This is a genomic window from Xenorhabdus sp. NBAII XenSa04, assembly GCF_963866145.1.
Classification (GTDB): domain Bacteria; phylum Pseudomonadota; class Gammaproteobacteria; order Enterobacterales; family Enterobacteriaceae; genus Xenorhabdus; species Xenorhabdus indica.
The window spans coordinates 44,965-68,994 of sequence record NZ_CAWMEB010000417.1; the positions used below are offsets into that span (position 1 = coordinate 44,965).

23 protein-coding genes and 1 riboswitch are annotated in these 24,030 nt (G+C 42.1%); of the genes, 8 read left to right on the forward strand and 15 right to left on the reverse strand.

Annotated elements, in window-relative coordinates; genetic code table 11:
* Positions 1 to 2 precede the first annotated feature (2 nt).
* From moaD to moaA, 3 genes are all read right to left on the reverse strand, one after another.
* Positions 3 to 248 carry a molybdopterin synthase sulfur carrier subunit gene (moaD, locus tag AAC147_RS16445; protein ID WP_047682978.1) on the reverse strand — a complete coding sequence of 82 codons (246 nt, stop codon included), beginning with the start codon at positions 246 to 248 and terminating at the stop codon, positions 3 to 5.
* Entirely contained in the window at positions 245 to 724 is a 480-nt protein-coding gene (gene moaC, locus AAC147_RS16450; protein ID WP_047682982.1) for a cyclic pyranopterin monophosphate synthase MoaC, read from the reverse strand. Before moaC ends, moaD begins: the two co-directional genes overlap by 4 nt.
* Positions 725 to 756: 32 nt before the next feature.
* Positions 757 to 1,755: a GTP 3',8-cyclase MoaA gene (moaA, locus tag AAC147_RS16455; RefSeq protein ID WP_187650359.1), complete on the reverse strand. Its 999-nt coding sequence runs from the start codon at positions 1,753 to 1,755 to the stop codon at positions 757 to 759.
* Positions 1,742 to 1,953: riboswitch (molybdenum cofactor riboswitch) on the reverse strand. Its footprint overlaps the gene before it by 14 nt.
* Before the next feature lie 279 nt (positions 1,954 to 2,232).
* Here moaA and AAC147_RS16460 point away from each other — a divergent pair.
* On the forward strand, positions 2,233 to 3,141 hold the full coding sequence (locus tag AAC147_RS16460) for a gluconeogenesis factor YvcK family protein (RefSeq protein WP_047682985.1): 909 nt from the start codon (positions 2,233 to 2,235) through the stop codon (positions 3,139 to 3,141).
* Between the two features lie 80 nt (positions 3,142 to 3,221).
* Here AAC147_RS16460 and uvrB read toward each other — a convergent pair whose 3' ends face one another.
* The 5 genes from uvrB to bioB form a co-directional block, all read right to left on the reverse strand.
* Positions 3,222 to 5,255 (reverse strand): excinuclease ABC subunit UvrB, encoded by a 2,034-nt coding sequence (gene uvrB / locus AAC147_RS16465; protein WP_047682987.1) that lies wholly within the window; start codon positions 5,253 to 5,255, stop codon positions 3,222 to 3,224.
* A 706-nt stretch (positions 5,256 to 5,961) separates the two neighbouring features.
* On the reverse strand, positions 5,962 to 6,645 hold the full coding sequence (bioD, locus tag AAC147_RS16470; RefSeq protein ID WP_047682989.1) for a dethiobiotin synthase: 684 nt from the start codon (positions 6,643 to 6,645) through the stop codon (positions 5,962 to 5,964).
* Positions 6,635 to 7,408 carry a malonyl-ACP O-methyltransferase BioC gene (bioC, locus tag AAC147_RS16475; protein WP_047682990.1) on the reverse strand — a complete coding sequence of 258 codons (774 nt, stop codon included), beginning with the start codon at positions 7,406 to 7,408 and terminating at the stop codon, positions 6,635 to 6,637. Before bioC ends, bioD begins: the two co-directional genes overlap by 11 nt.
* Positions 7,392 to 8,543 carry an 8-amino-7-oxononanoate synthase gene (gene bioF, locus AAC147_RS16480; protein ID WP_047682992.1) on the reverse strand — a complete coding sequence of 384 codons (1,152 nt, stop codon included), beginning with the start codon at positions 8,541 to 8,543 and terminating at the stop codon, positions 7,392 to 7,394. Before bioF ends, bioC begins: the two co-directional genes overlap by 17 nt.
* Positions 8,543 to 9,583 carry a biotin synthase BioB gene (gene bioB, locus AAC147_RS16485; RefSeq protein ID WP_047682994.1) on the reverse strand — a complete coding sequence of 347 codons (1,041 nt, stop codon included), beginning with the start codon at positions 9,581 to 9,583 and terminating at the stop codon, positions 8,543 to 8,545. Before bioB ends, bioF begins: the two co-directional genes overlap by 1 nt.
* Positions 9,584 to 9,678: 95 nt before the next feature.
* On the opposite strand from bioB, the gene bioA reads away from it, so the two are divergent.
* Both bioA and AAC147_RS16495 read left to right on the forward strand, forming a co-directional pair.
* Positions 9,679 to 10,959 (forward strand): adenosylmethionine--8-amino-7-oxononanoate transaminase, encoded by a 1,281-nt coding sequence (bioA, locus tag AAC147_RS16490; RefSeq protein ID WP_047682996.1) that lies wholly within the window; start codon positions 9,679 to 9,681, stop codon positions 10,957 to 10,959.
* A 250-nt stretch (positions 10,960 to 11,209) separates the two neighbouring features.
* Positions 11,210 to 11,782 (forward strand): hypothetical protein, encoded by a 573-nt coding sequence (locus AAC147_RS16495; protein ID WP_047682998.1) that lies wholly within the window; start codon positions 11,210 to 11,212, stop codon positions 11,780 to 11,782.
* A 74-nt stretch (positions 11,783 to 11,856) separates the two neighbouring features.
* On the opposite strand, the gene pgl is transcribed toward AAC147_RS16495, so the two are convergent.
* Positions 11,857 to 12,843 carry a 6-phosphogluconolactonase gene (gene pgl / locus AAC147_RS16500; protein ID WP_047683000.1) on the reverse strand — a complete coding sequence of 329 codons (987 nt, stop codon included), beginning with the start codon at positions 12,841 to 12,843 and terminating at the stop codon, positions 11,857 to 11,859.
* 148 nt (positions 12,844 to 12,991) lie between these two features.
* Between pgl and AAC147_RS16505 the strand changes: the two genes are divergently transcribed.
* Entirely contained in the window at positions 12,992 to 13,807 is an 816-nt protein-coding gene (locus AAC147_RS16505) for a pyridoxal phosphatase (protein ID WP_047683002.1), read from the forward strand.
* A gap of 108 nt (positions 13,808 to 13,915) precedes the next feature.
* Here the strand turns inward: AAC147_RS16505 and modC are convergent, their stop codons facing one another.
* The 4 genes from modC to AAC147_RS16525 all read right to left on the reverse strand — a co-directional run bounded on the left by modC (position 13,916) and on the right by AAC147_RS16525 (position 16,870).
* Positions 13,916 to 14,980 carry a molybdenum ABC transporter ATP-binding protein ModC gene (modC, locus tag AAC147_RS16510; RefSeq protein WP_047683004.1) on the reverse strand — a complete coding sequence of 355 codons (1,065 nt, stop codon included), beginning with the start codon at positions 14,978 to 14,980 and terminating at the stop codon, positions 13,916 to 13,918.
* The gene (modB, locus tag AAC147_RS16515) at positions 14,974 to 15,666 is read right to left on the reverse strand and encodes a molybdate ABC transporter permease subunit (RefSeq protein ID WP_047683006.1); all 693 of its coding nucleotides are present in this window, start codon (positions 15,664 to 15,666) and stop codon (positions 14,974 to 14,976) included. Before modB ends, modC begins: the two co-directional genes overlap by 7 nt.
* A gap of 17 nt (positions 15,667 to 15,683) precedes the next feature.
* Entirely contained in the window at positions 15,684 to 16,466 is a 783-nt protein-coding gene (modA, locus tag AAC147_RS16520; RefSeq protein ID WP_156115377.1) for a molybdate ABC transporter substrate-binding protein, read from the reverse strand.
* A gap of 257 nt (positions 16,467 to 16,723) precedes the next feature.
* Positions 16,724 to 16,870 carry an AcrZ family multidrug efflux pump-associated protein gene (locus tag AAC147_RS16525; RefSeq protein ID WP_047683008.1) on the reverse strand — a complete coding sequence of 49 codons (147 nt, stop codon included), beginning with the start codon at positions 16,868 to 16,870 and terminating at the stop codon, positions 16,724 to 16,726.
* A 217-nt stretch (positions 16,871 to 17,087) separates the two neighbouring features.
* Here AAC147_RS16525 and modE point away from each other — a divergent pair, with 217 nt between their 5' ends.
* From modE to gpmA, 4 genes are all read left to right on the forward strand, one after another.
* Positions 17,088 to 17,894, forward strand: a complete 807-nt coding sequence (modE, locus tag AAC147_RS16530; protein ID WP_047683010.1) for a molybdenum-dependent transcriptional regulator — start codon at positions 17,088 to 17,090, stop codon at positions 17,892 to 17,894.
* 220 nt (positions 17,895 to 18,114) lie between these two features.
* A complete protein-coding gene (gene modF / locus AAC147_RS16535; RefSeq protein ID WP_047683012.1) occupies positions 18,115 to 19,599 on the forward strand; it encodes a molybdate ABC transporter ATP-binding protein ModF in 1,485 nt (494 codons plus the stop codon).
* A 214-nt stretch (positions 19,600 to 19,813) separates the two neighbouring features.
* A complete protein-coding gene (locus AAC147_RS16540; RefSeq protein WP_047683014.1) occupies positions 19,814 to 20,644 on the forward strand; it encodes a CPBP family intramembrane glutamic endopeptidase in 831 nt (276 codons plus the stop codon).
* A gap of 324 nt (positions 20,645 to 20,968) precedes the next feature.
* On the forward strand, positions 20,969 to 21,721 hold the full coding sequence (gpmA, locus tag AAC147_RS16545) for a 2,3-diphosphoglycerate-dependent phosphoglycerate mutase (protein ID WP_047683016.1): 753 nt from the start codon (positions 20,969 to 20,971) through the stop codon (positions 21,719 to 21,721).
* A gap of 63 nt (positions 21,722 to 21,784) precedes the next feature.
* Here the strand turns inward: gpmA and aroG are convergent, their stop codons facing one another.
* Both aroG and pnuC read right to left on the reverse strand, forming a co-directional pair.
* Positions 21,785 to 22,837: a 3-deoxy-7-phosphoheptulonate synthase AroG gene (gene aroG, locus AAC147_RS16550; protein ID WP_047683018.1), complete on the reverse strand. Its 1,053-nt coding sequence runs from the start codon at positions 22,835 to 22,837 to the stop codon at positions 21,785 to 21,787.
* Between the two features lie 201 nt (positions 22,838 to 23,038).
* A complete protein-coding gene (pnuC, locus tag AAC147_RS16555) occupies positions 23,039 to 23,740 on the reverse strand; it encodes a nicotinamide riboside transporter PnuC (protein WP_047683020.1) in 702 nt (233 codons plus the stop codon).
* Positions 23,741 to 24,030 lie beyond the last annotated feature (290 nt).

Below are 24,030 nucleotides of genomic sequence, written 5' to 3' on the forward strand. Positions count from 1 at the left end.
GCTTATCCTCCTGTAACAGGTGGAAAAAATGCCACTTCATCACCATCACGCAGAGGATGTTCAGCATGAACAAAAGATTGATTCACAGCTACCAGCAATTTGCTTTCTTCCAATGCCAATTTCCAGCGCTCGCCTTTTTCAAGTAGTGCCTGACGAAGATGGGCCACCGTTGGATATTCACTGGACACTTCAAGATAATCGGTTCCCACCAACTCACGGATTTGAGCGAAAAACAGAACTTTTATCATTTTTCCACCTTAAAATTTCCCGATTTTCCACCACTTTTTTCCAGCAAACGTACAGACCCGATAACCATATCTTTTTGTACTGCCTTGCACATGTCGTAAATTGTCAGTGCTGCTACGGAAGCGGCTGTCAGAGCCTCCATTTCCACCCCGGTTTTGCCTGCCAGACGACAACAGGATTCAATTCTGACGCGGTTATGTTCTGTTTGTGCCTCTAATTGAACCTCAACTTTGCTGAGTAACAAAGGGTGACATAAGGGAATTAATTCCCAAGTCCGCTTCGCTGCCTGAATGCCCGCAATGCGGGCCGTTGCAAAAACATCCCCTTTGTGATGATCGCCGGCCATAATCATAGCCAGCGTTTCGGCCTGCATTTCAACAAAAGCTTCCGCTCTGGCCACACGCACAGTTTCTGCTTTGGCAGAAATATCCACCATATGAGCTTCACCCGCAGTATTGATATGAGTTAATTGGGACATGCTTGCTCCTGAAAATAAATTAAGCCGTTAAATTAACCGCCAATAAAAGAAAGGTTAGGGGTAATGCCACTGTTCCCCTGATGCAGAAAATGCGTTTCACGTTTATGACGCAACCCGCCCTGAATACGTAATTTCAAATCATTAAGTGATGTGTCATCGGATAATAAATCACGTAACGGGATCCCCTGCTCTCCAAACAGGCACAGGTGAAGATTGCCAATAGCGGAAACACGCAGGCGATTACAACTTTGGCAGAAATCTTTTTCATACGGCATGATCAAGCCGATTTCTCCCTGATAGTCTGCATGCCTGAACACCTGAGCTGGCCCGTCACTACGTGTTCGCGGCTGTTGCTGCCAACCTTGTTGAAGTAAACGATGCCGGATCACCTCACCAGAAAGATGATGGCGTTGGAAAGTTGCACTCCCTTCTCCCGTTTCCATCAATTCGATAAAACGCAATTGAATTGAACGGTGCTTTATCCAATCAAGAAAAGCTGGCAGGCTGGTATCATTGATATTTTTCATCAACACCGAATTAACTTTTACTGTGCTGAAACCCGCTTCAAAGGCCGCATCAATGCCACGCATAATCTGGAAAAATTTATCCTGTCCGGTAATAGCGTAAAATTGGCGGGGATCGAGACTATCTACACTCACATTGATTGCTGTAAGGCCGGCTTCTTTCCAGCGAGCAACTTCACGCTCCATACGGTAGCCATTAGTCGTGACAGCAATTTTTTTAATCTGCGGATTTTCATGCACCGTCGCAATAATATCGCAAAAATCACGGCGCATAGTAGGTTCTCCTCCGGTCAGACGAATCTTCTCTGTACCAAGCTCGGAAAACGCACGACTGATACGACGGATCTCCGGCAGGGTCAGAAATGATTTGTGTTCCCTGGAGGGAGAGCTGTTAGGTTGGTAACCGTCGGGCAGGCAATAGGTGCAACGAAAGTTACATACATCAGTAATCGATAACCTCAAATAGTAAAACTTGCGGGAGAACATATCTATGAGTTGTTCCACTATAACACCTTCCAATCATGGGGGATGCAGGCATTTCTGTCTTGCACCCTGGTGACTCAAGAGCCACGGCCAAAGCATCATATCGGTGTGGTATCCATTTGACAGGGCTATTTATGGTAGAACTAATTATTATGTAGAACTAATTAGTAAAAAATTACACAACAAAGACTTAGATGCAGAGGCTAGGGGTTAATTTCAAACTTGGTCATCATGTAAACTATTACGTGAATAACCAAGCCTTAGTGTGGATTCTAACGCTTAAATCAATAAAAAGCTAACTTCGACACCGATATATATCTTTATATACAAAGAGTTAATAAACATCATCAACATCAAACTGTTGTCGGCTATTCATTCTATTTATGTAGAAAAATAGTTGATAAAAATCGCATAAAATCATGGCAATTGCTCAAAACGTCATACTTTATGATAGATTACATAAAATTTATTCAATTGCATTTATTCAGTAACAGGAACCCTATGCGAAACCGAATATTAGCCGATTTGGATCGTGTTGTTGCCCTCGGAGGTGGTCACGGACTTGGGCGCGTCATGTCTTCCCTCTCATCTCTCAGTACCCGACTGACTGGTATTGTCACTACAACAGATAATGGTGGCTCAACCGGAAGAATAAGACGTTCCGAAGGAGGTATCGCTTGGGGAGATACCCGCAATTGCCTTAATCAGTTGATTACGGAACCTACTGTTGCTTCAGCTATGTTTGAGTATCGGTTTGGTGGTAATGGCGAGCTGGCAGGGCATAATCTGGGTAATTTGATGTTGAAAGCGTTGGATCATTTAAGTGTCCGGCCTCTTGAGGCGATTAATCTGATCCGCAATCTACTGAAAGTGAATGCTCATCTGATCCCTATGTCTGAACAATCTGTTGATTTAATGGCCGTAGATGATCAGGGAAATACAGTGTATGGTGAAGTGAATATTGACCAACTAAATTGTGTCCCGCGAGAGTTAATGCTTTACCCCCATGTTAACGCTACTAAAGAAGCACTGGAAGCAATTGAACAGGCTGATTTAATTCTAATCGGCCCCGGTAGTTTTTTCACCAGTCTGATGCCGGTATTACTGTTGGAAGATTTAACTCAATCCTTGCGTCGCAGCAATGCCAATATGATTTATATCGGTAACTTAGGGAAAGAACTCAGTCATGCTGCCGCTGATCTCTCATTGAAAGATAAACTCGCTATGATAGAGAATACGATTGGTCGCAAGATGATTAATGCAATCATTGTTGGCCCATGCACAGATACCAGCAATTTGAATGACAGGATTATCACACAACAAATTTTGGAAGCTCAGGATATTCCTTATCGTCATGATCGCGAATTATTACGACAAGCGATAGAAGAAACGTTGCAAAAACTGGGGTAATTCATTCGTTAGTAGCATATGTTACAGATTACATAGCTAAATTGCCGATGGAGAGTGATTATTTCACTCTCCATTTCAATTTAAGAATTGACAATAAACTGTGCTCTTAATGCCTGAACCTGATCACGCACGTTAGCCGCTTGTTCAAATTCAAGATCCCGGGCATATTGGTACATCTTTTCTTCCAATTCGCGGATTTTACTCTCCAATTCTTTCGTTGAGAGTTTTTGGTAATCATCCATCCCCAAATCTGCTTTACCTCTGCTTTTGCTCTTAGTTCTCCCTTTACCATTAACAGGTTGACCAAGTTGCAGAATATCACCGATTTTTTTATTCAACCCTTTTGGTGTAATACCGTGCTCTTCATTAAACGCCTGTTGTTTAGCACGACGACGTTCTGTTTCATTAATTGCTTTCGCCATGGAATCGGTAATTTTATCACCGTACAGAATCGCTTTGCCATGCAGGTTACGCGCTGCACGCCCAATTGTCTGGATCAAAGAACGTTCTGACCGAAGGAAACCCTCTTTATCGGCATCTAAAATTGCAACTAAAGAGACTTCCGGCATATCCAAACCTTCACGTAACAAGTTGATCCCAACCAGTACATCAAATTCTCCCAGGCGCAAATCACGGATGATTTCCACCCGCTCAACGGTATCAATATCAGAATGAAGATAACGCACCCGCTCGCCATGCTCCTCCAGATATTCTGTCAAATCCTCCGCCATACGCTTGGTCAGAGTGGTTACCAGCACACGTTCATTTTTTGCTGCACGGGCACGAATTTCAGATAATAAGTCATCAACCTGAGTCGCAACTGGACGAACTTCAACCTCTGGGTCAATAAGACCCGTTGGACGCACCACCTGTTCAACCACTTCATTACCGGATTTCTCCAGTTCATAGTGACCGGGTGTTGCCGATACATAAATGGTTTGTGGTGCCAGAGCTTCGAATTCTTCAAAGCGCATCGGACGGTTATCCAACGCTGATGGTAACCGGAAACCATATTCCACCAGTGTCTCCTTACGAGAACGATCCCCTCGATACATACCACCCAATTGTGGAATAGTGACGTGGGATTCATCCACAATCAACAAACCATCTGCTGACAGGTAATCGAATAAAGTCGGAGGCGGTTCCCCCGGAGCACGGCCGGACAGATAGCGGGAGTAGTTTTCAATCCCAGAGCAATAGCCCAGTTCATTCATCATTTCCAGATCAAATTGGGTTCTCTGGGTTATACGCTGTTCCTCCAGCAGCTTATCTGAAGCCAGAAGAACTTTACGTCTCTCATCCAGCTCAACTTTAATATATTCTATCGCCTGGAGGAGACGCTCACGTGGTGTTACATAGTGAGTTTTGGGATAAACAGTATAACGGGGAACATTATATTGCACCTGCCCTGTCAACGGATCAAACAAAGAAAGCCGTTCTACTTCATCGTCAAACAATTCAACACGCAACGCATGTTCATCTGATTCAGCAGGAAAAATATCAATCACTTCACCACGTACACGGAAAGTTCCTCGCTGGAATGCCTGATCATTACGCGTATATTGCAACTCTGCCAGACGACGCAGGATAGAGCGCTGATCTATTAACATCCCGTTAGTCAGATGCAGCATCATTTTCAGGTAACTATCGGGATCACCCAAACCATAAATTGCAGAAACAGAAGCAACCACAACAACATCCTTTCGCTCCAACAAGGCTTTTGTTGCAGACAAGCGCATCTGTTCAATATGCTCGTTCACAGATGCATCTTTTTCGATAAAAGTATCAGAGCTAGGCACATAAGCTTCTGGTTGGTAATAATCGTAGTAAGAAACGAAATACTCTACTGCATTCTCAGGAAAGAACTCCTTCATTTCGCTATAGAGCTGAGCCGCCAACGTTTTATTCGGAGCCAAAATCATCGTTGGTCGATTCATATTTGCAATAACATTGGCTATCGTGAATGTTTTGCCTGATCCCGTAACCCCCAATAACGTCTGATGGGCAAGACCATCTTCCAGCCCATCCTGTAATTTTCGGATAGCTTCTGGCTGATCCCCGCCAGGCTCGAAATCAGAACATAACTTGAATACTTTGCTCGTCTCTTTACTCATCTTCCACCCGATATCATTGCATGCCTATATACTCATCTTTCAAGTTACAACTTTACTGACTGCACGTTGAAATCCATCACGTATATATGCTAACCAAAACGCCCTTATAATACTGGATAAAAAACCAGCTTCAAGTAGATCAGCAAAATAATATTGTCCCCAATTCAAAAGTTGTACCCGACAGACGTTAACCAAGAGCAGAAACAACCGTAAGGTGATAATAACAATTAGTTAACATTAGTTGAGGCTATTTTTATCCCCAGATAGCGATTTTACTTTTTCCTATTTTCATTGTAGCTACTGAAATGATAAAGCAGAGAATGATCAAGAGGCGTTGAAAAGGATTGATTTTATATAACCAACTAATTTTAAACAAAAAAAATTCAAAGGAGAGAATAACAGCAAATCTTGTGCAAGCCGCGTATCATCTTGTGTCAGACTACTTTTCTAAACCTAATACACAAGGTTATCCACAGGAACAGTGGATAACTCAACAAATCCTATTAGCTATGGGAGGTTGCAGAGTTATCCTCTTCTGCGGATTTCTTCAATGGCGAAATGTTTTCATACTATTTTGAAATAGTTTCACGCTATTTTTTGTGCAAAAACAGGATAATAATTGTTAAAAGAAAGTGTATTTTATACCAACATCTCCACCAGAACCCACTTATTTAGTGGGCTATTTTAACTAACAGCAAATAAATAATTAGTTAACCAATAAATCAATATTTATATATTCTCCAATGTTATTTTTCTTATCTGAGTCGCTTAAATGGGGTATCACACCAAGTAAGGGTGCAGAAATCATCCGTTTTAATGTTGCTAAATACTCAGCCTGACGCTTGCCAGCGGGTTCTATTTCATTCGCAATCCAACCCACTAATTCCAAACCTGAACCTTGAATAACTTTTGCTGTTAAGACAGCATGGTTAATACAACCCAATTTAATCCCTACCGTCAAAATCACAGGCAGTTTTTCCTGAACCACCCAATCTGCGAAAGTGGTATTTTCAGATAACGGTGTGTACCAACCACCAGCCCCCTCAATTAACACCCAATTCGCTTTTACCGCCAATTCTTCCAGACCTTGTGATATCACAGTAAATTCGATCGGCTGATTGAGTTCAGCACTGATAATATGGGGAGAAGTAGGTTCCACAAATACTAATGGATTAACTTCCTGGTAAGACAGAGATACTGAACTGTTATACTGCAAAGCTAAAGCATCTCTATTACGTACCCCTTCCGAAGTGATTTCACTGCCTGATGCCACTGGTTTATAACCCGCAGTTTGATAGCCTTTTTTATTCGCCGCTTGTAACAAGGCACAACTGACAACCGTTTTACCCACTTCGGTATCAGTCCCGGTAAGAAAGTATTTATTTGTCACAATAAATGACTCCAAAAACAATTTGATAGCTTAATGGGTAACTTCCATTCTTTCTCGGATACACTTCTGAAAGAACATTCAGGCGTTTTTTCGTCATCAAACCCTGTTGACGGCCACGATGAAGGTGTGTAGCTCCGATACCTTTCAAGGAATTCAATAAAAGCAGCAACTGTGGATAATGCTGGCTATATTGCTTGTGTATGAATTGATGCCGGTACGGTTGACACGCATCAGCAATTGCCTGCAAAGACAGGAATTGATTAATGTGTCGATAAGCATCAACGCGCTCCCATGCTGCTTCCAGCTCACACAGTGAGCCCTGTGCAAGAGTGGAAAATAAAATAAGGCCTCCGGGACGGGTTACACGATGGAATTCCTGTAATGCACATGGCAGATCATTACACCACTGTACAGCCAAGTTACTGAAACAGATATCTACACTACTATCGGCCAGCCCTAAGTGCTCAATATCGCCTTGCAGGTAGTAGTCAGCAGCTTGCTGACTCTGAGCATGGTTTAACATGCCGGCAGCCAGATCCAATGCGATAACCTGTTTACCCCATTGTTTCCAGCGGTTACTAAAAAAACCGGTGCCACAACCAGCATCCAATACCCGCATACCGGTATCCTCTGCACGAGCCAATTCCATCAGGTATTCCCCGGTTTGTTGTTGCAGCTTTGCAACCATGTCATAGCATGAGGCTGCCCTGCCAAAAGCTCCCGCAATCGCCTGTTTATCAACACATTTAACAGCCAGAACCACGCAACACCTCCAGTAATGCATCAATATGTTGTCGGGTATGATTTGCTGTCAGTGTGATACGCAAGCGGGCACTATCCGGTGACACTGTCGGTGGAAGAATCGCTTTTACCCATAATTTTTGTTGCATAAGTGAGTGGGATAAAGCGATACAACGTTCATTATCACCAATGATCACAGGCTGAATAGCCGTTTCAGAATCCATCAGGGAAAAAGGTAAGTTTTGTGCCTCACGGCGAAAATATCGGATATTATTTTGCAATCGGTAGCGTAATTCATCTCCAGCCCGGATTTGCCGCACAGCTTCAGAAAGAGCTATAGCCTGAGCAGGTGGCATAGACGTGCTGTAAATCAAGTGTCGGGCATATTGAATCAGGTACTCTGCGGTCTGCTCATCACACAACACAGCCGCACCACTTAAACCAAATGCCTTACCAAATGTGACGATTAAAAGCTCTGGTTTCACATTCTGCAACCAACAACTACCCCGTCCTTCATCCCCACGAATACCGATACCATGAGCATCATCAACCAGTAACCAACTGCCCGTAGATTGTGTTTGCTGTGCAATCACATCAAGTGGCGCGCTATCTCCATCCATACTGAAAATGCCCTCAGTGACCACAAATGTTTTACCTGCACACTCTTTTGCCAGATGCTGTTTCAGAGAATCAGGATTATTGTGCAGAAAGCGTCGCAATTGAGCTGGAGATTGCATAGCGGCTTCCATCAATGAAGCATGGCTCAGGCGATCAGCAATAATACGATCCTCTTTTTCCATCAATGCCGCTATCACGCCTTGATTAGCGGCATAACCAGAAATGAACAGTAAAGCCCGGGAATAACCAAGCCATTCCGCCAGTTGTTGTTCCAGCATATGGTGAGCGGCGGTATAACCTGTAACATGCCCAGAACCACCACTGCCTACACCATACCGCTCCGCCCCTTGTTGCCAGGCAGCAATAATTTGCGGATGTTGGCTCAACCCAAGGTAGTCATTACTGGAAAAGTTCAGATACTGACCATCAGCAGTATCTAAGAGTTGCCCATCTGAACCCAAATGGACTTGCCTGCTACGCCATAAAGATGTGCCCCGGCGTTCAGCCAAACGCCGGGAGATAAAATCTGACCAATTCATCATATTGCCGCATTATAGAATTGTTCATTTTCAGCACTGTTTATGATCGCTTCTGCCAAGTGTTGCTGCTGCTGATTATCACCGAATGCTGTTTTTGTCTGCTGAGGATTGATGCCCAGTCTGCGGAACAGTTGCAGGTCTTTGTCTTCCTCCGGATTCGGAGTCGTCAGTAATTTACAGCCGTAAAAAATAGAGTTGGCCCCAGCCATAAAACACATAGCCTGAGTCTGTTCATTCATCTGTTCACGCCCTGCGGATAAGCGGACATGAGATTTCGGCATCATGATCCGAGCCACCGCAATGGTGCGAATAAAGTCAAATGGATCGACGTCTTCGTTACTTTCCAGTGGCGTTCCTTTAACTTTTACCAGCATGTTGATTGGCACACTTTCAGGCGGTTTCGGCAAGTTTGCCAGTTGTACCAACAATGCTGCCCGATCACGAATTTCCTCACCCAGACCGACAATACCGCCAGAACACACCTTAATGCCTACATCCCTGACATTTTCCAGTGTATCCAGCCTGTCCTGGTAACTGCGTGTGGTAATGATATTGCCGTAAAATTCCGGCGAGGTGTCCAGGTTATGGTTATAGTAGTCCAGACCCGCTTCTGCCAGACGCTGCGCCTGAGATGAGTTCAACATTCCCAGTGTCATACAAGTTTCCATACCCAATGCCTTAACTTCTTTAACCATCTTCTCCAGATAAGGCATATCCCGTTCGTGTGGGTTTTTCCATGCTGCCCCCATACAAAAACGGGTTGAACCTGCATTTTTGGCTTTGCGTGCAGATTCAATGACTTTTTCCACCTCCATCAGGCGTTCTTTTTCCAGACCCGTTTTATAACGGGAACTTTGTGGACAATACTTACAGTCTTCTGGACAGGCTCCGGTTTTTATTGAAAGAAGTGTGCTGACCTGTACTTGCTGTGGATCAAAATGTTCGCGGTGTATCTGCTGTGCCTGAAACAATAATTCAAAAAAAGGCTTATCAAATAGCGCCTGTGCCTGTTTGATAGTCCATTGTTGACGCTCACTCACAGTAATTTCTCCAGTGTGAAAAATGTTGTCAGTTTAAATAACGCCGCTATCATGTCAACTAAAACAAACACAAAATGGTTTACAATAAATTTATCATGAATCATTCAGATATTGAATTTGACCTGCGCCATATCTGGCATCCGTATACATCAATGAGCAATCCACTGCCGACTTATCCTGTTGTTTCAGCCAGTGGTGTTGAACTGGTATTGTCAGATGGTCGTAAGTTAATTGATGGCATGTCTTCATGGTGGGCTGCCATTCACGGCTATAATCACTCTGTGCTTAATGAAGCGGCAACGACTCAAATTGGCAAAATGTCTCATGTCATGTTTGGCGGTATTACCCATCTACCTGCTATTGAACTGTGTAAACAGCTAGTGGCAATGACTCCTGTGCCATTAGAGTGTGTTTTTCTGGCCGATTCCGGATCTGTTGCCGTGGAAGTTGCCATGAAAATGGCGCTGCAATATTGGCAAGCCAAAGAGAAAAAACAGGAAAAAAGACGCCAGAAATTTCTGACACTACGTCATGGTTATCATGGCGATACTTTTGGCGCAATGTCGGTCTGTGATCCCGATAATTCAATGCATAGCCTTTATAAAGGCTATCTCCCCAATCATCTGTTTGCGGATGCCCCTCAATCCCGTTTTGATGGTGAATGGCAACCAGAAGATATCGCTTCTTTCCGGCAATTAATGCAACAGCATCATGACGAAATCGCTGCTGTCATTCTGGAACCGATTGTTCAGGGAGCGGGCGGAATGCGAATTTATCATCCTGAGTATCTGCGTCGGGTCCGTCAGCTTTGTCATGAATACCAGATTTTGCTGATTGCGGATGAGATCGCTACCGGATTTGGCCGCACGGGTAAGTTATTTGCCTGTGAACATGCTGATATCGAACCAGATATTTTATGCTTAGGCAAAGCACTAACAGGCGGTTATATGACGTTATCTGCAACGTTAACAACTCGCCATGTAGCAGAAACCATCAGCCAGAGTAAGGCCGGCTGTTTTATGCATGGCCCAACTTTTATGGGCAATCCACTGGCTTGTGCCGTTGCCAGCGCCAGCCTGAAACTACTTACTGGAAGCCAGTGGCAACAACGTATTCAGTCAATTGAATCCCAGTTAAAAAGAGAGTTGCTGCCTCTGAAATCACATGAAATGGTTGAAGATGTACGGGTATTAGGTGCAATCGGCGTTGTAGAAATGAAACAGCCTGTTGATATGGCTTCTCTACAGCATCATTTCGTACAACAGGGGGTTTGGATAAGACCATTTGGACGCTTAATTTATTTAATGCCTCCTTATATTATTCAGCCTGAGCAATTGTCGAAACTGACAAATGCTATTACTGATGCAATAATTTAACAATTAAGGCCAGTACTATAATTATGCTGGCCTTATTTTTCTAATAATTTAATTATCTCTTCTATTTTTCAACTTATTCATTTATCGATTTATATCATTAAACTCGCCATATAATTATCCGATTTAACTTCAAAAATCAGTCACTGATAAATATTAGTAAATAATTAGCTATATTCTTCATCATTTAAAATAAATTTTCTGATATATTGCGTACACAGTCATATTTATTCTAACCAGAGAGGGATATATCATGAACCAAGAAAACTTAGTTGTTCCTTCTAAAGACGAGTTGGAAGCTATATTCACACAGTCCAACGATATGTATGCGCAAGAACAATTACATTATGAGGCAATAGCAAAAGAGAAACCTGAACTGGCTCATTTATTTGGTAAAAACCCTGGGGCAAATTCATTACCTCATCCTGGCTTAAATATAACAGAATATGTCAGTGGATATTTTAATATTAACACATACCTCCAATATGGAAGTTATCCGTTTATTCAAGTATCATCTTATCCTGTTTTAATTGGAACTGCTCCGAATACAAGAAGGAATGCTAATTTCAATGGGTATATTTATGGTGGATATAATATGCCACAATTGAATTTTAATAATCTCTACCTTGGTGGTGTGATACACCATACCAATACAATTATAAACACTCCGCTTAATTTCCAGCTTTTCATTTACCCGCAAAAAATATATCTGCGTCTATTTAAAGGAAGTGTTTATTTGGGAGATTTAATTTCTGTATATCAACATCATATATTGGTTACATATCCTATTGTTTTCTCAGGGGTTGGCACCTTTAGCCTTGCCTAAAAGACAGCCGGATATCAGCATAATTCTTCAGAAGAAAAATCAAATGCCGCGCTAAAAATTTGCGCGGCTTCTAATTACAATGCCAATATTGTTACCCACATAGGACCTTTACCAACCGGATAACGTGCCAATTGGGTCAGTTTTCCGCTGTATTTATCAATGCTGGATACTGAAATATGATCGGATTTCTGCCCTGAAGAGATTAAAAAGTTACCACTGTAATCTATGGCAAAACCACGAGGCTGACTTTCTGTCAGGTAATGTCCTGCTAACGTCAGATGATAGCCATCTTGTGAAACACGGAAATGACTAATCACACTTTCAGAACGCTCGCTGGTATAGAGATGACGGCCATCCGGTGTGATATGAATATCCGCAGACCAACGGACACTGGAAAAATCAGCAGGTAATGAATCAACAGATTGTACTATGCGGTATTTCTCCCATTTACGCAGCACATCTACGGTTGAATCGAGCTCATTAATGCAATAAATTGCCTCTTTTTCTGGATGAAAAGCCATATGGCGTGGGCCTGCACCAGCTTCTGTTGTAATTTCGTCGGTACGGCTTTCTGTCAGATATCCCTGCTCATTCAAATCAAAAATACGAATACGATCTTCTTTCAAACATGGAACCAATAATTGGCGATTCTCCCGATCAATATTGACCGAATGTGGCGCTTTCAACCCTTCTACAATTTGGATCGGTGCTTTGACCACACCATTTTTGTCAATAGGGTGAACACTTAAGTTGTTGAAGCTATAGGAAGCAGAAAATAAAAAACGCCCTGCTTTGTCCGTTGAAATATGAGTCGGGCTACCCGGTAATGGTGCAATGGCTTGCTGCTCCAATCGACCATCAGAGCCAATTTTATATGTTACGATGTTGAATTGGGGGCGTATCCCTACATATAAGTGTTGACCATCAGGATTAACCACCATCGGTTGTACTTCACCCGGTACATTTACCGTCTGGAGTAACGAAAGTTCTCCAACAATATTCAGAGACCAGACATGAATCTGACAACTATTCGGACTGGCTGTATAAACCACTTGTTTCATTTGCTCTCCTTAAAGCTCCATCACTATTTTATTGATCTGTAATGATTCTTGGGAAAATTTGTTTGTTAAACTGAATGCATATTAGTTTAACTGTTTTTAATTAGCATATAATATTTGCTTAAATCATCAACAACCTAGAGGCTAACTCATGTCATACCGCGTTATCGCGCTGGATCTGGATGGAACATTACTTGATCCACAAAAAAATATTCTGCCAGAGTCAATAACAGCCCTAAGTGAAGCCTGCCAGACGGGTATTAAAGTCTTGATTGTCACTGGGCGTCATCATGTTGCTATTCACCCTTTCTACCAAGCACTCCAACTCGATACTCCGGCTATTTGCTGTAATGGGGCTTATTTATACGATTACCACGCTAAAAAAGTTCTGGCTGCCGATCCTCTCTCTATTCAAGAAGCCTCTCAAGCACTTTCTTATTTGCAAGGTGCGGAAGTTGAACATCTGATGTATGTTGATGATGCTATTTTATATGAATTTCCACACACAATTGCCCGTACCATTGCGTGGTCAAATTCTCTGCCTAAGCACCAACGCCCTACTCTCCAGCACATTAAGAATTTTCAGGAAGCGCTGCACAATGTGAATTTCATCTGGAAGTTCGCTACCAGCTCTCCCGATTTAGAGAAACTGCGTGAGGTTAGCGAGCAAATTGAGAAAAATGTGGGTCTGGAATGTGAATGGTCCTGGTTTGATCAGGTCGATATCACCAAAAAAGGCAATAGCAAAGGGATGCGTTTACAGCAATGGGTAGAGTCACAAGGGATGAGTATGAAAGATGTCCTCGCTTTTGGCGATAATTATAATGATCTCAGCATGCTGAAAGCAGCAGGTCTGGGTGTTGCTATGGGAAATGCTGTCGATGATGTCAAAGCACGGGCAGATCTTGTCACAAAGAATAATGCTCAGCCCGGTATTGCGGAAGTCATTCGAAAATATGTGCTTTAGTTTCTCACTTAATTAGCTGGATCTAAGGGAGAGCGAAAAACAATTTCACTCCCTGAATGATCTACCCTTTTATTTTTTCTCAGTTTTTTCTTTCATGAATAGTTGTCCTTACAGGTGACGATTCAGTGAAATACTCTTTATCTGAGCATATAACCATTGCCCTGTGCGTAAGTTAAGCTCCTCCCGCGCCCATGGTGTGATCCTTGCCCACAGAAATTGATCGCTTAACGACAATTTGACATCAATCTGACCAGCCTCTTCAAAGATCTCGATGACCTTCACCTGTAAGGTATTACGGATACTGCTGCCTCTTGGTGGTTCTAAGACTAAAGAGACGTCCGATGCATCAATTCGTATACGTAAGTCAGTTCCTGCAACTGCATCGATTTTCGGCAACCAAAGGGCTTTATCTCCCACCGCTACTGCCGTCATCTGATGACGTTGATGGTGATCCATCACAATCACAGGTAGTATGCTGCTAAGACTCTCTTTTTGTAACCACGGACGCAGTATGCTGTTTGACCATATTTCTTCCAGTGAACCTGTGGCTCTGATTTTTCCCTTGTCCATAACAACCACATTATCGGCTAAACGGATAACTTCATCCAAACTGTGACTGACATACAGTATTGGGATCTTGACGTCTTCAGACAATTTTTCCAGATAAGGCAACAATTCACGTTTACGCGGCAGATCCAATGAAGCCATTGGTTCATCCATCAACAGTAATTCAGGCCCGGTCAATAACGCACGCCCAATTGCAACTCGCTGTTTTTCACCTCCTGATAAAGTCATCGGGAAGCGGGACAGTAAATGCCCAATACCGAGTAAATCGACAATTTTATCAAATTGCAGTTGCATATCGGGTGACATGCCATATTGCAAATTTCCTTTGACCCGATAATGAGGAAAAAGGCGGGCATCCTGAAACACGTATCCAATTCGGCGTTTTTCTGGTGGCAGAAAAATTTTTTGTTCTGTATCAATCAAGATACGTTCATTCAAGGCAATTCTGCCTTTTTGTGGTCGGGTTAAACCAGCAATGACATTGATTAACGAAGTCTTACCTGCACCTGAAAGCCCAAATATGGCGGTAATGCTTTCTGTTGGCAAAGTGGTATCAACCTGCATACGCAGATCACCCAAACGCTGGTCAAAACTTAGCTCTAACATGCTGCCCCCAGTCGCTTTCTTCCCCAACGAGTTAACCACTCAGAGATCAACAATGAAACCAAGGCCAGCACTACAGCAATGATACATAAACGTGCCGCTGCCGTTTCTTCACCGGGCATTTCAATCAATGTGTACATAGCCAGAGGGATAGTGCGTGTTTCTCCGGGGATATTCGATACAAAAGTGATTGTGGCGCCAAACTCCCCCAGTGAACGGGCAAAAGCCAGCACAGAGCCAACAATTATTCCCGGTAATGAAAGCGGTAAGGTAATGGTAAAAAAGACTTTAAGTGAACTTGCTCCTAATGTGCGGGCGGCCAGCTCCAGACGAAGGTCTATAGCCTCCAATGCCAACCGGATGGCTCTGACCATTAACGGAAAAGATACAACGGCTGAAGCCAGAGCAGCTCCTGTCCAGTTAAACGCAAAGCTCACGCCAAACCAATTATAAAGAAATTCCCCAAGTACACCTCGGCGTCCCATGCTGATTAACAGCAGGTAACCAACAACAACCGGCGGTAATACCAGCGGCAGATGGACAAGGCTATCAAGCAGAGACTTCCCCAAAAACTGACAGCGCGCCAAAACCCATGCCATCAAGATCCCTAATGGCAAACTGAATAACACCGCAATACCTGAGACTTTCAGGCTCAGTAAAATTGCCTGCCATTCATATTCACTTAACATCTCCAAAAGTATAGTTCCTACAGTGGACTAAAGCCGTAACGTTTGAAAATGTTAACGGCTTTAGGCGTTTTGAGATAATCATAAAAATCACGTACTGCTTGATTTTCATGACCTTTAATAATTGCAATAGGATATTCCACTGGTTTATGACTCTCTTGCGGGAATATACCAACCACTTTCACTTTCTTGCTGGCAACGGCATCAGAACCATAGACAATTCCCAATGGCGCTTCTTCCCGTTCCACCAAAGCCATACCGCTGCGTACATTATTGGTACGAGCCAACAATGGGTTAACCAAGTTCCACGCGCCCAGATATTGCAGTGATTCTTTAGCATAAATACCAACAGGAACATAATCAGGATCACCAACCGCTAAACGTCCTCCAGACAATAAAGACTGCCATTTTGTTTCTCGATTGAGATCGATTTTATTCAATTTACCCTCTTTGGAAGCAATCAAAACCAGTTGATTCCCTAGCAAAGTATGACGAGTATTTTCAACAATAAGTTTCTTATCAGAAATATAATCCATCCATTGTTGATCAGCAGAAACAAAGATATCTGCGGGTGCTCCCTGCTCTATCTGGCGAGCTAATGTTGAAGACGATGCGTAAGAAGCAACAATATCTCCTCGATTTTCTTTTTTATACTGCTCAGCAATATCATTAAGTGCATTCGTTAATGATGCAGCAGCGAAAATAGTCACCTTCTCCGCTGCCCAACCCTTTCCGGCAAGTGCAAAAGAAACCACAGTTCCTGTCAGTAACTGATAAAAATTCTTTGCTATGCGCTTTTTCATGTTGTATTCCACTTATGATAACCAAGACGGTGCGCTGTATATAACAAGATACAACGTTAAATGAAAATACTATTCTGAGATTAATCGGCAAGTTGTGAGCCAGTTTTAGCTTTTGTGTTCACTTAGGCAGGTGTTGCAATCCAGGATGTGGAGAATTTTTACTTGTAAACTGGCGGTTGATGAGAAAAAGTGTAAAGCAAAAAAGAATTACCCGGAAAAACCGGGTAAGGTGAACTCTGATGATCAATCAACTGAGATCAAAGCTTTCGTTCAAGATTTTTCGATTCGTTTTTGGAAATAATGTTAAACAGCTCGCCAAGCCCGTAAATCAATCCCAGAATTACTGCCATGACAACAGGAACCATAACCAGCGCAAACGCCATACTTTTAATCAACTCAAACATGTAAACCTCATATCATGAGTGACTATCATCTAGCCTAAAATAAACTGTACCGTATTTAACTCTCTTTGTCCCCTCCCCTACCAGGGCAAGAGCAACGTACTGCACAGACAACAATCTCACTATTCTAGACAATAAAAAGATAACAGTAACCGACGAAACGTGCGATTCTTACAGTTATTCTGTAAAAACTTTCAAATAGTTGCCTGAATAAATCACTATGCAAGCAGAAATATTGTTAACACTCAAATTACAGTGCCGGGTTTTCGCCGATCCCCGACGAATCGAGTTACTAAAACAGATTAAAATCACGGGTTCTATCAGTCAGGGGGCTAAGCAGGCTGGTATCAGCTATAAAAGTGCCTGGGATGCTATCAATGAAATGAATCATCTCGCAGATGAGTTACTGGTTGATCGTGCAACTGGTGGTAAAGGGGGTGGAGGTGCCCAACTTACACGTTATGGTGAGCGTCTGATACAGCTCTACGATCTGCTGGAAAAAATTCAGCAAAAAGCATTTGATGTTCTCAATCAGGATCCATTACCTTTGGATAGCTTGTTAGCAGCCATATCCCGCTTTTCCCTACAAACCAGTGCCAGAAATCAATTTTTCGGAACCATTGTCGAGCGTGATGATGAGAGCGTTCAGCAAAATATCCGTATCCTGCTGGCTGATAACAAAACATCAATTTGTGCTGCGGTAACAGAGCAAAGCGCTAACCGATTAAACCTGACAAAAGGTAAGGAGGTGATCGCCTTAATTAAAGCTCCGTGGATTACCTTAAACAAAGGCACTGTAGCTGTAATTTCCTCCAACAAGATCTCTTTTGAGAATAAGTTATCTGGTCAAATCAACCAGATTGAAACAGGAAAACAATGCAGTGAAATTATTCTGACGCTTGATGGTGGTGAATCACTTTGTGTCACGTTATCTAATCAGGAAATAGAAAATTTGGATCTTCAACTGCATGACTCTGTGACTGCGCTTTTTAATGCAGATAAGGTGATTATTGCAGCATTATATTAATTAGCGATATTTTATCGATATTTGCCCCTGATACTTACTTGTTAGGGGCATCTGTACTGTTGTTGTAATGGTTGTTGTAACGATTGCTGTAACAATTTTTGTACCTCCCTTCCCAAAATATCAACCCATAACGAATAACAGACGATTACTCATTGACATTGAACATTATTCCGCTTATTTCTGTGATCCTTTAGTTGATGTTGCTTAAAAAGGAATAGAAATGTCTGAATTGCAAGTAAAGCAAAGTAGTTTCCGTTTAAGTGACACCCGTATTCTGCGGCTACCGTCACTAAAAATTATTTCCGGGGAAAACTGGGCATTTGTTGGCGCTAATGGCAGTGGAAAGTCTTCTCTGGCTCGTGTTTTATCAAATGAATTAACTCAACTGACAGGTGAAACACATTGTTCTTTTCATACTCCGATACGAGTCTCTTTCGAGCAGCTTCAGCAATTGATCGATGAAGAATGGCAACGCAACAATACAGATTTGCTCAGTGAGGATGAAGAAGATACGGGACGTACTGCCGCAGAAGTGATCCAAATGTATCACAAAGACAATGAATTGTGCCTTGAACTGACAAAATACTTTGGCATTAAAGACTTGCTTTCACGCCGTTTTAAGTATCTTTCTACTGGAGAAGTACGCAAGGTATTGCTTTGCCAGGCATTAATGGCCGATCCAGACCTTTTAATCCTTGATGAGCCTTTTGACGGGTTAGATGCTTATGCCAGAAATCAATTATCTCAATTATTAGAAACTCTGACCACAAAAGGCATCACTCTGGTTTTAATCTTAAACCGATTTAACCAGATCCCTGATTTTGTCGAACAAATTGGTGTATTGGCCGATTGTCATTTGACATTAGTCGGAGAAAAAAAACGTATTTTGGCTGAATCTCTTGTAGCACAGTTGGCACACAGTGAAGCGCTAAAAAACATTCAACTACCAGATCCAGACGAATGTCGTGCTGATAAGCAACTCCCCGCCGATCAACCTTTAGTATCAATGCACAATATGGTTGTTCAATACAACGATAAACCAATATTACATGGCTTGAACTGGCAGGTTAATCCTGGTGAACACTGGCAAATCATCGGTGAAAATGGTGCCGGAAAATCCACTCTCCTCAGCCTGATCACTGGCGATCATCCTCAAGGTTATAACAATCACCTGATTTTATTTGGCCGCCAACGAGGAAGTGGTGAAACTATTTGGGATATAAAACGTCATATTGGTTATGTCAGTAATAGTATTCATCTCGAATATCGTGTCAGTACCAGCGTCCGTAATGTTATCCTCTCCGGTTTCTTTGATTCTATAGGTCTTTACCAGGCAGTTTCAGATCGTCAGCAACAATTAGCTGATGAATGGCTAATGCTATTAGGCTTATCCGGCGCAACTGCAAACAGTCCATTTCATAGCCTGTCATGGGGACAACAGCGGTTGGTGTTGATTACCCGCGCTTTAGTGAAACATCCGACATTATTAATTCTGGATGAGCCATTACAAGGGCTTGATCCACTCAATCGTCAATTAGTTTTGCGCTTTATTGACATCATGATTAGAAGTGGTGATACACAACTTTTGTTTGTTTCTCACCACCAGGAAGATGCGCCTGAATGTATTACTCATCGGTTGAAATTTATTCCTGATGGTGATGTCTACCGGTATGAAACAGAGCAGGCTTCTCGTTCCCTTTCGTGAGTTCTTAATGTCTCTCACAATAAAACTAAGAGGGGTAAGTTTACACACTGCATCGCCTCTCGAATGAAGAAGATTGTGTGCCAGCTCGCAGAATGGTAAGGAACACTTTTTTGGTAATTTTTACTATTTTTTTTGAATTTTTTCTCTCTTGCTATAAAATCTCGGTCTATTTTTAGACTATTTATCCATTTTTTCAAAAATAACCGAGAGTTGTATGGGCTGGACTTTACTTGCCGTTTCGTTGGCACTGCTAGATATTCGCCAAAAAATCGCTTTTTTCATTGCATTTTTAGCTATTGTTGTTGGGATCAGCACTTATGTGCTGGCCTATCCCGCGATTATCTCACTATTAATGATAAGTGTGTTGGGTGTAACACATATCTATTTCAATACCAAAATGCATACTATTGGTAAAAATATAACCGAATTGCTATTGGTTATCGTGAGTATTTTATTATTTATACATCACATCCCCGGTTTTCATAACCTGAAATATCTGGATAAAGTACAGGTTGGGCCACTCAGCGCACCTTTTTCCATGTATTTTAATTTTGACAAGGCATTGATCCCCTTTATTTTATTATGCTGCATGCCGAGTTTATTCCGCCGCAATCCGGTGGTTAATGCTCCGGCACATGGTTGGGCACTGTTAATCGCAACTATACCTGCATTATTAGGGCTCGCGACTGTTCTCGGTGGATTAGCCGTTGAACTCCATCTCCCTAGCTGGTTTCCTGCATTTGTTGCTGCCAATATCTTATTCGTTTCATTGGCAGAAGAAGCCTTATTCCGTGGTTATATTCAACAAAAACTCAGCCAGTGGATGAACCCTTATTTTGCACTTATCATAACTTCGCTAATATTTGGTGTTGCTCATTTTGCTGGCGGTGCCCTGTTGATGGCTTTCGCAACACTGGCGGGTCTGATTTATGGTATAGCATGGATGTGGAGTGGACGTTTATGGGTAGCTGTCGGCTTCCACTTTACGCTTAATGTGTTACATCTGCTGTTTTACACTTATCCGATAAAAGCAGTCATCAGCTAAACGGAATCTGATTCTAATCAATCTCCAGTTGCATCCATACTCAATAAATTTCAAGATGCGGTTCAACGGCAAGAGAACAAACTTCGGGGAATATAGATCTATGTAACAGATGCTATGTAACCGAGACGAGTGAATGCCGCCAATGAAGCTGCACTTGAAAAATGGCAGGAATAATCAGGCTGCAACTGTCTTCAGATGTGCCCAAACATGATTTAAAACAGGTGTTCCGAGACTATTGTTTGCCGTTTCGGTCTATCGCGCCATATAATGCCCCCAGCGACCATTTCATTTTGTATTAAAAAGTTAATGATAGGAGTTTAAGCTATGGCTGTAACTAAGCTGGTTCTTGTAAGGCATGGTGAAAGTGAGTGGAACAAAGAGAACCGCTTTACCGGCTGGACTGATGTCGAATTGTCTGATAAAGGCCGCACTGAAGCACAACAGGCTGGTCAATTGCTAAAACAAGAAGGTTTTACTTTTGATTTTGCCTACACTTCTGTTTTAAAACGTGCCATTCATACTTTGTGGAATATTCTGGACCAAGTCGATCAGCAATGGCTGCCAGTTGAAAAAAGCTGGAAACTGAATGAACGTCATTATGGTGCACTGCAAGGTCTGGACAAGGCTGAAACAGCGGCTAAATACGGTGATGATCAAGTTAAATTGTGGCGTCGTGGGTTTGCAATCACGCCTCCAGACCTGACTAAAGATGATGAACGTTATCCTGGCCATGATCCTCGCTATGCAAACCTGAAACCAGAAGAACTTCCTGTCACAGAAAGTCTGGCAACCACTATCGAACGTGTTGTCCCTTATTGGGAAGAAGTTATCAGACCTCGTGTTGCAAATGGTGAAAAAGTCATTATTGCCGCTCATGGCAACTCCCTGCGTGCGCTGGTGAAATATCTGGACAACATGGGCGAAGACGAAATTCTTGAATTGAATATCCCAACTGCTGTGCCATTGGTTTATGAATTTGATGAAAACATGAAACCAATCAAACACTATTATCTGGGTAATGCAGATGAGATCGCTGCAAAAGCAGCCGCAGTAGCAAACCAAGGTAAAGCAAAGTAATTCAGACTATCTCTTAAAGATAATAAGCAAAAGCCGGAAATCATTCCGGCTTTTTATACTGGTTTAACCCCGGCGAGCTCTGACAGCCTGAGATAATTGACGCAATAAAGTCTCTGTATCATCCCAGCCAATACAGGCATCTGTCACACTTTGACCATAAACCAGGGGTTCGTCACCAGCCAAGCTTTGGTTGCCTTCAACCAGGTTGCTTTCAACCATCACGCCGATAATCGCAGTTTCTCCTGCGGAAATCTGGCCACAAACATCAGTACCAACATCCATTTGCCTTTTGAATTGCTTCGCACTGTTTGCGTGGCTGAAATCAATCATTACCCGTGGTGCCAATCCTGCTTTTATCAACTCTTCTTTGACAGCACCGACATGTTCAGCACTATAATTCGGCTCCTTACCACCACGCAGAATAATATGGCAATCCTGGTTACCTACCGTGTTAACAATCGCAGAGTGACCCCATTTAGTCACTGACAGGAAACAGTGTGATGAGCCGGCTGCATTAATGGCATCAATCGCAACTTTTATTGTACCGTCAGTACCATTCTTAAAACCAACCGGGCAAGAAAGACCAGATGCCAATTCCCGATGAACCTGGGACTCTGTTGTACGCGCTCCTATCGCTCCCCAACTCATGAGATCTGCAAGATATTGAGGTGTGATCATATCAAGGTATTCGCCTGCTGCGGGTAATCCCATGTCGTTAATATCTATCAGAAGCTTACGTGCTATGCGTAATCCATCATTGATATCAAAACTACAATCCATTTTCGGGTCATTAATTAACCCCTTCCAACCTATTGTGGTACGAGGTTTTTCAAAATAAACCCGCATCACGATTTCCAAATCTGCCTTTAATTCCTTACGTAATTTGTTCAGGCGCTCTGCATACTCCAATGCAGCCTTTGGATCATGAATTGAGCACGGGCCAATTACTACCAATAGACGATCATCTTCACCCGCTAAAACGTTATGAATAGCTTCACGGGATTCACGGACAGTAATAGCAGTATCTTTTGTCGCAGGAAATTTTTCGAGCAATGCAACTGGTGGTAATAATTCTGTTATTTTCCTTATTTTTATATCGTCATTCTGGTAATTCATCGACCTTCCACCTAATGAGTTTACAGTTATTTGAAATAATTTTGTGATCTCAATCTAACTGTTAGGCGCTGTCCTGTAAATAATCTTTGTGGGTAAGAAAAGAACTTTTTTCACAGAAAAATATAAATAAACAAGCCATAAGGCAATTAATGACTTATGGCCTGCGCTAACTGTTAGTTTACGTTTTTAATAGATCACACTTCATTCATTATTTTTTGTTGCTTTGATCCACAAACGAGCGCCATTCAGAGCGATCCCCGTCAGGATAATGTACTGCAACGACATAGCCAGAACACCTTGATAAAAGTAAATCACTACACTAATAACATTAATAAGCACCCATATCAGCCAATTTTCTACATGCTTACGAGTCATTAAAATCATTGCCACTATCGATAGCACTGTCATCACTGAATCCCAGAATGGGAACGCATCTGGCTGTAAATTCGGCATGGTAATATTGGAACCCATACCCTGTAAAACAAGAACCACAATTTTTGCCATATAACCAAAGATCTGATCAATATTGAATGTCATGATCAGGATAAAAATAATAGAAACTGCCGCAACACTAAGCATTTGTTTAGGGTTCAACCAACGGATCTTTAATTCTATTTGTTTCTGTTCGTTGATTCGGCTCCAGGCATACCAACCATAAATATTAGCGGCGAAGAAAAAGATTTGTAGGATAAGACTGGCATAGAGTTGAATTTGGAAAAATATCACAGCAAATAATGACACATTAATCAAACCAAACAGGTAATTAATGATTTTTTCTTGACTGGCGAGCCAAATACATAATAAACCGGCAATTGTACCAACAGCTTCTATGTATGAGAGATTATAACCATTTGTTCCTAACGGAATATGTACTAATATGTTATGAATGTTGAAAAAATCCATGCTTTCTTATCCTTACCATAAATAATGTTTAGTATATTAATACAAAAAACGTAGAATTAAGATGAAAATCGATTATTTTGCTCTTAATTGTTTTAAATGCTAAACAAGATAGCGAATTATTAAACAAAAGTCTTTAAGTATTTTAGAGATCTTAACGTATTATAAGAGGAATAAATTTTCGACCTGAACCTGTGATCGATTGATTAAGAGCCAACAGTTCTACTGACTAATTTAACGGTTCACCTAGGAAATGTGTGGAATGAGAATTTTAGATGGTGGGTCGTGCAGGA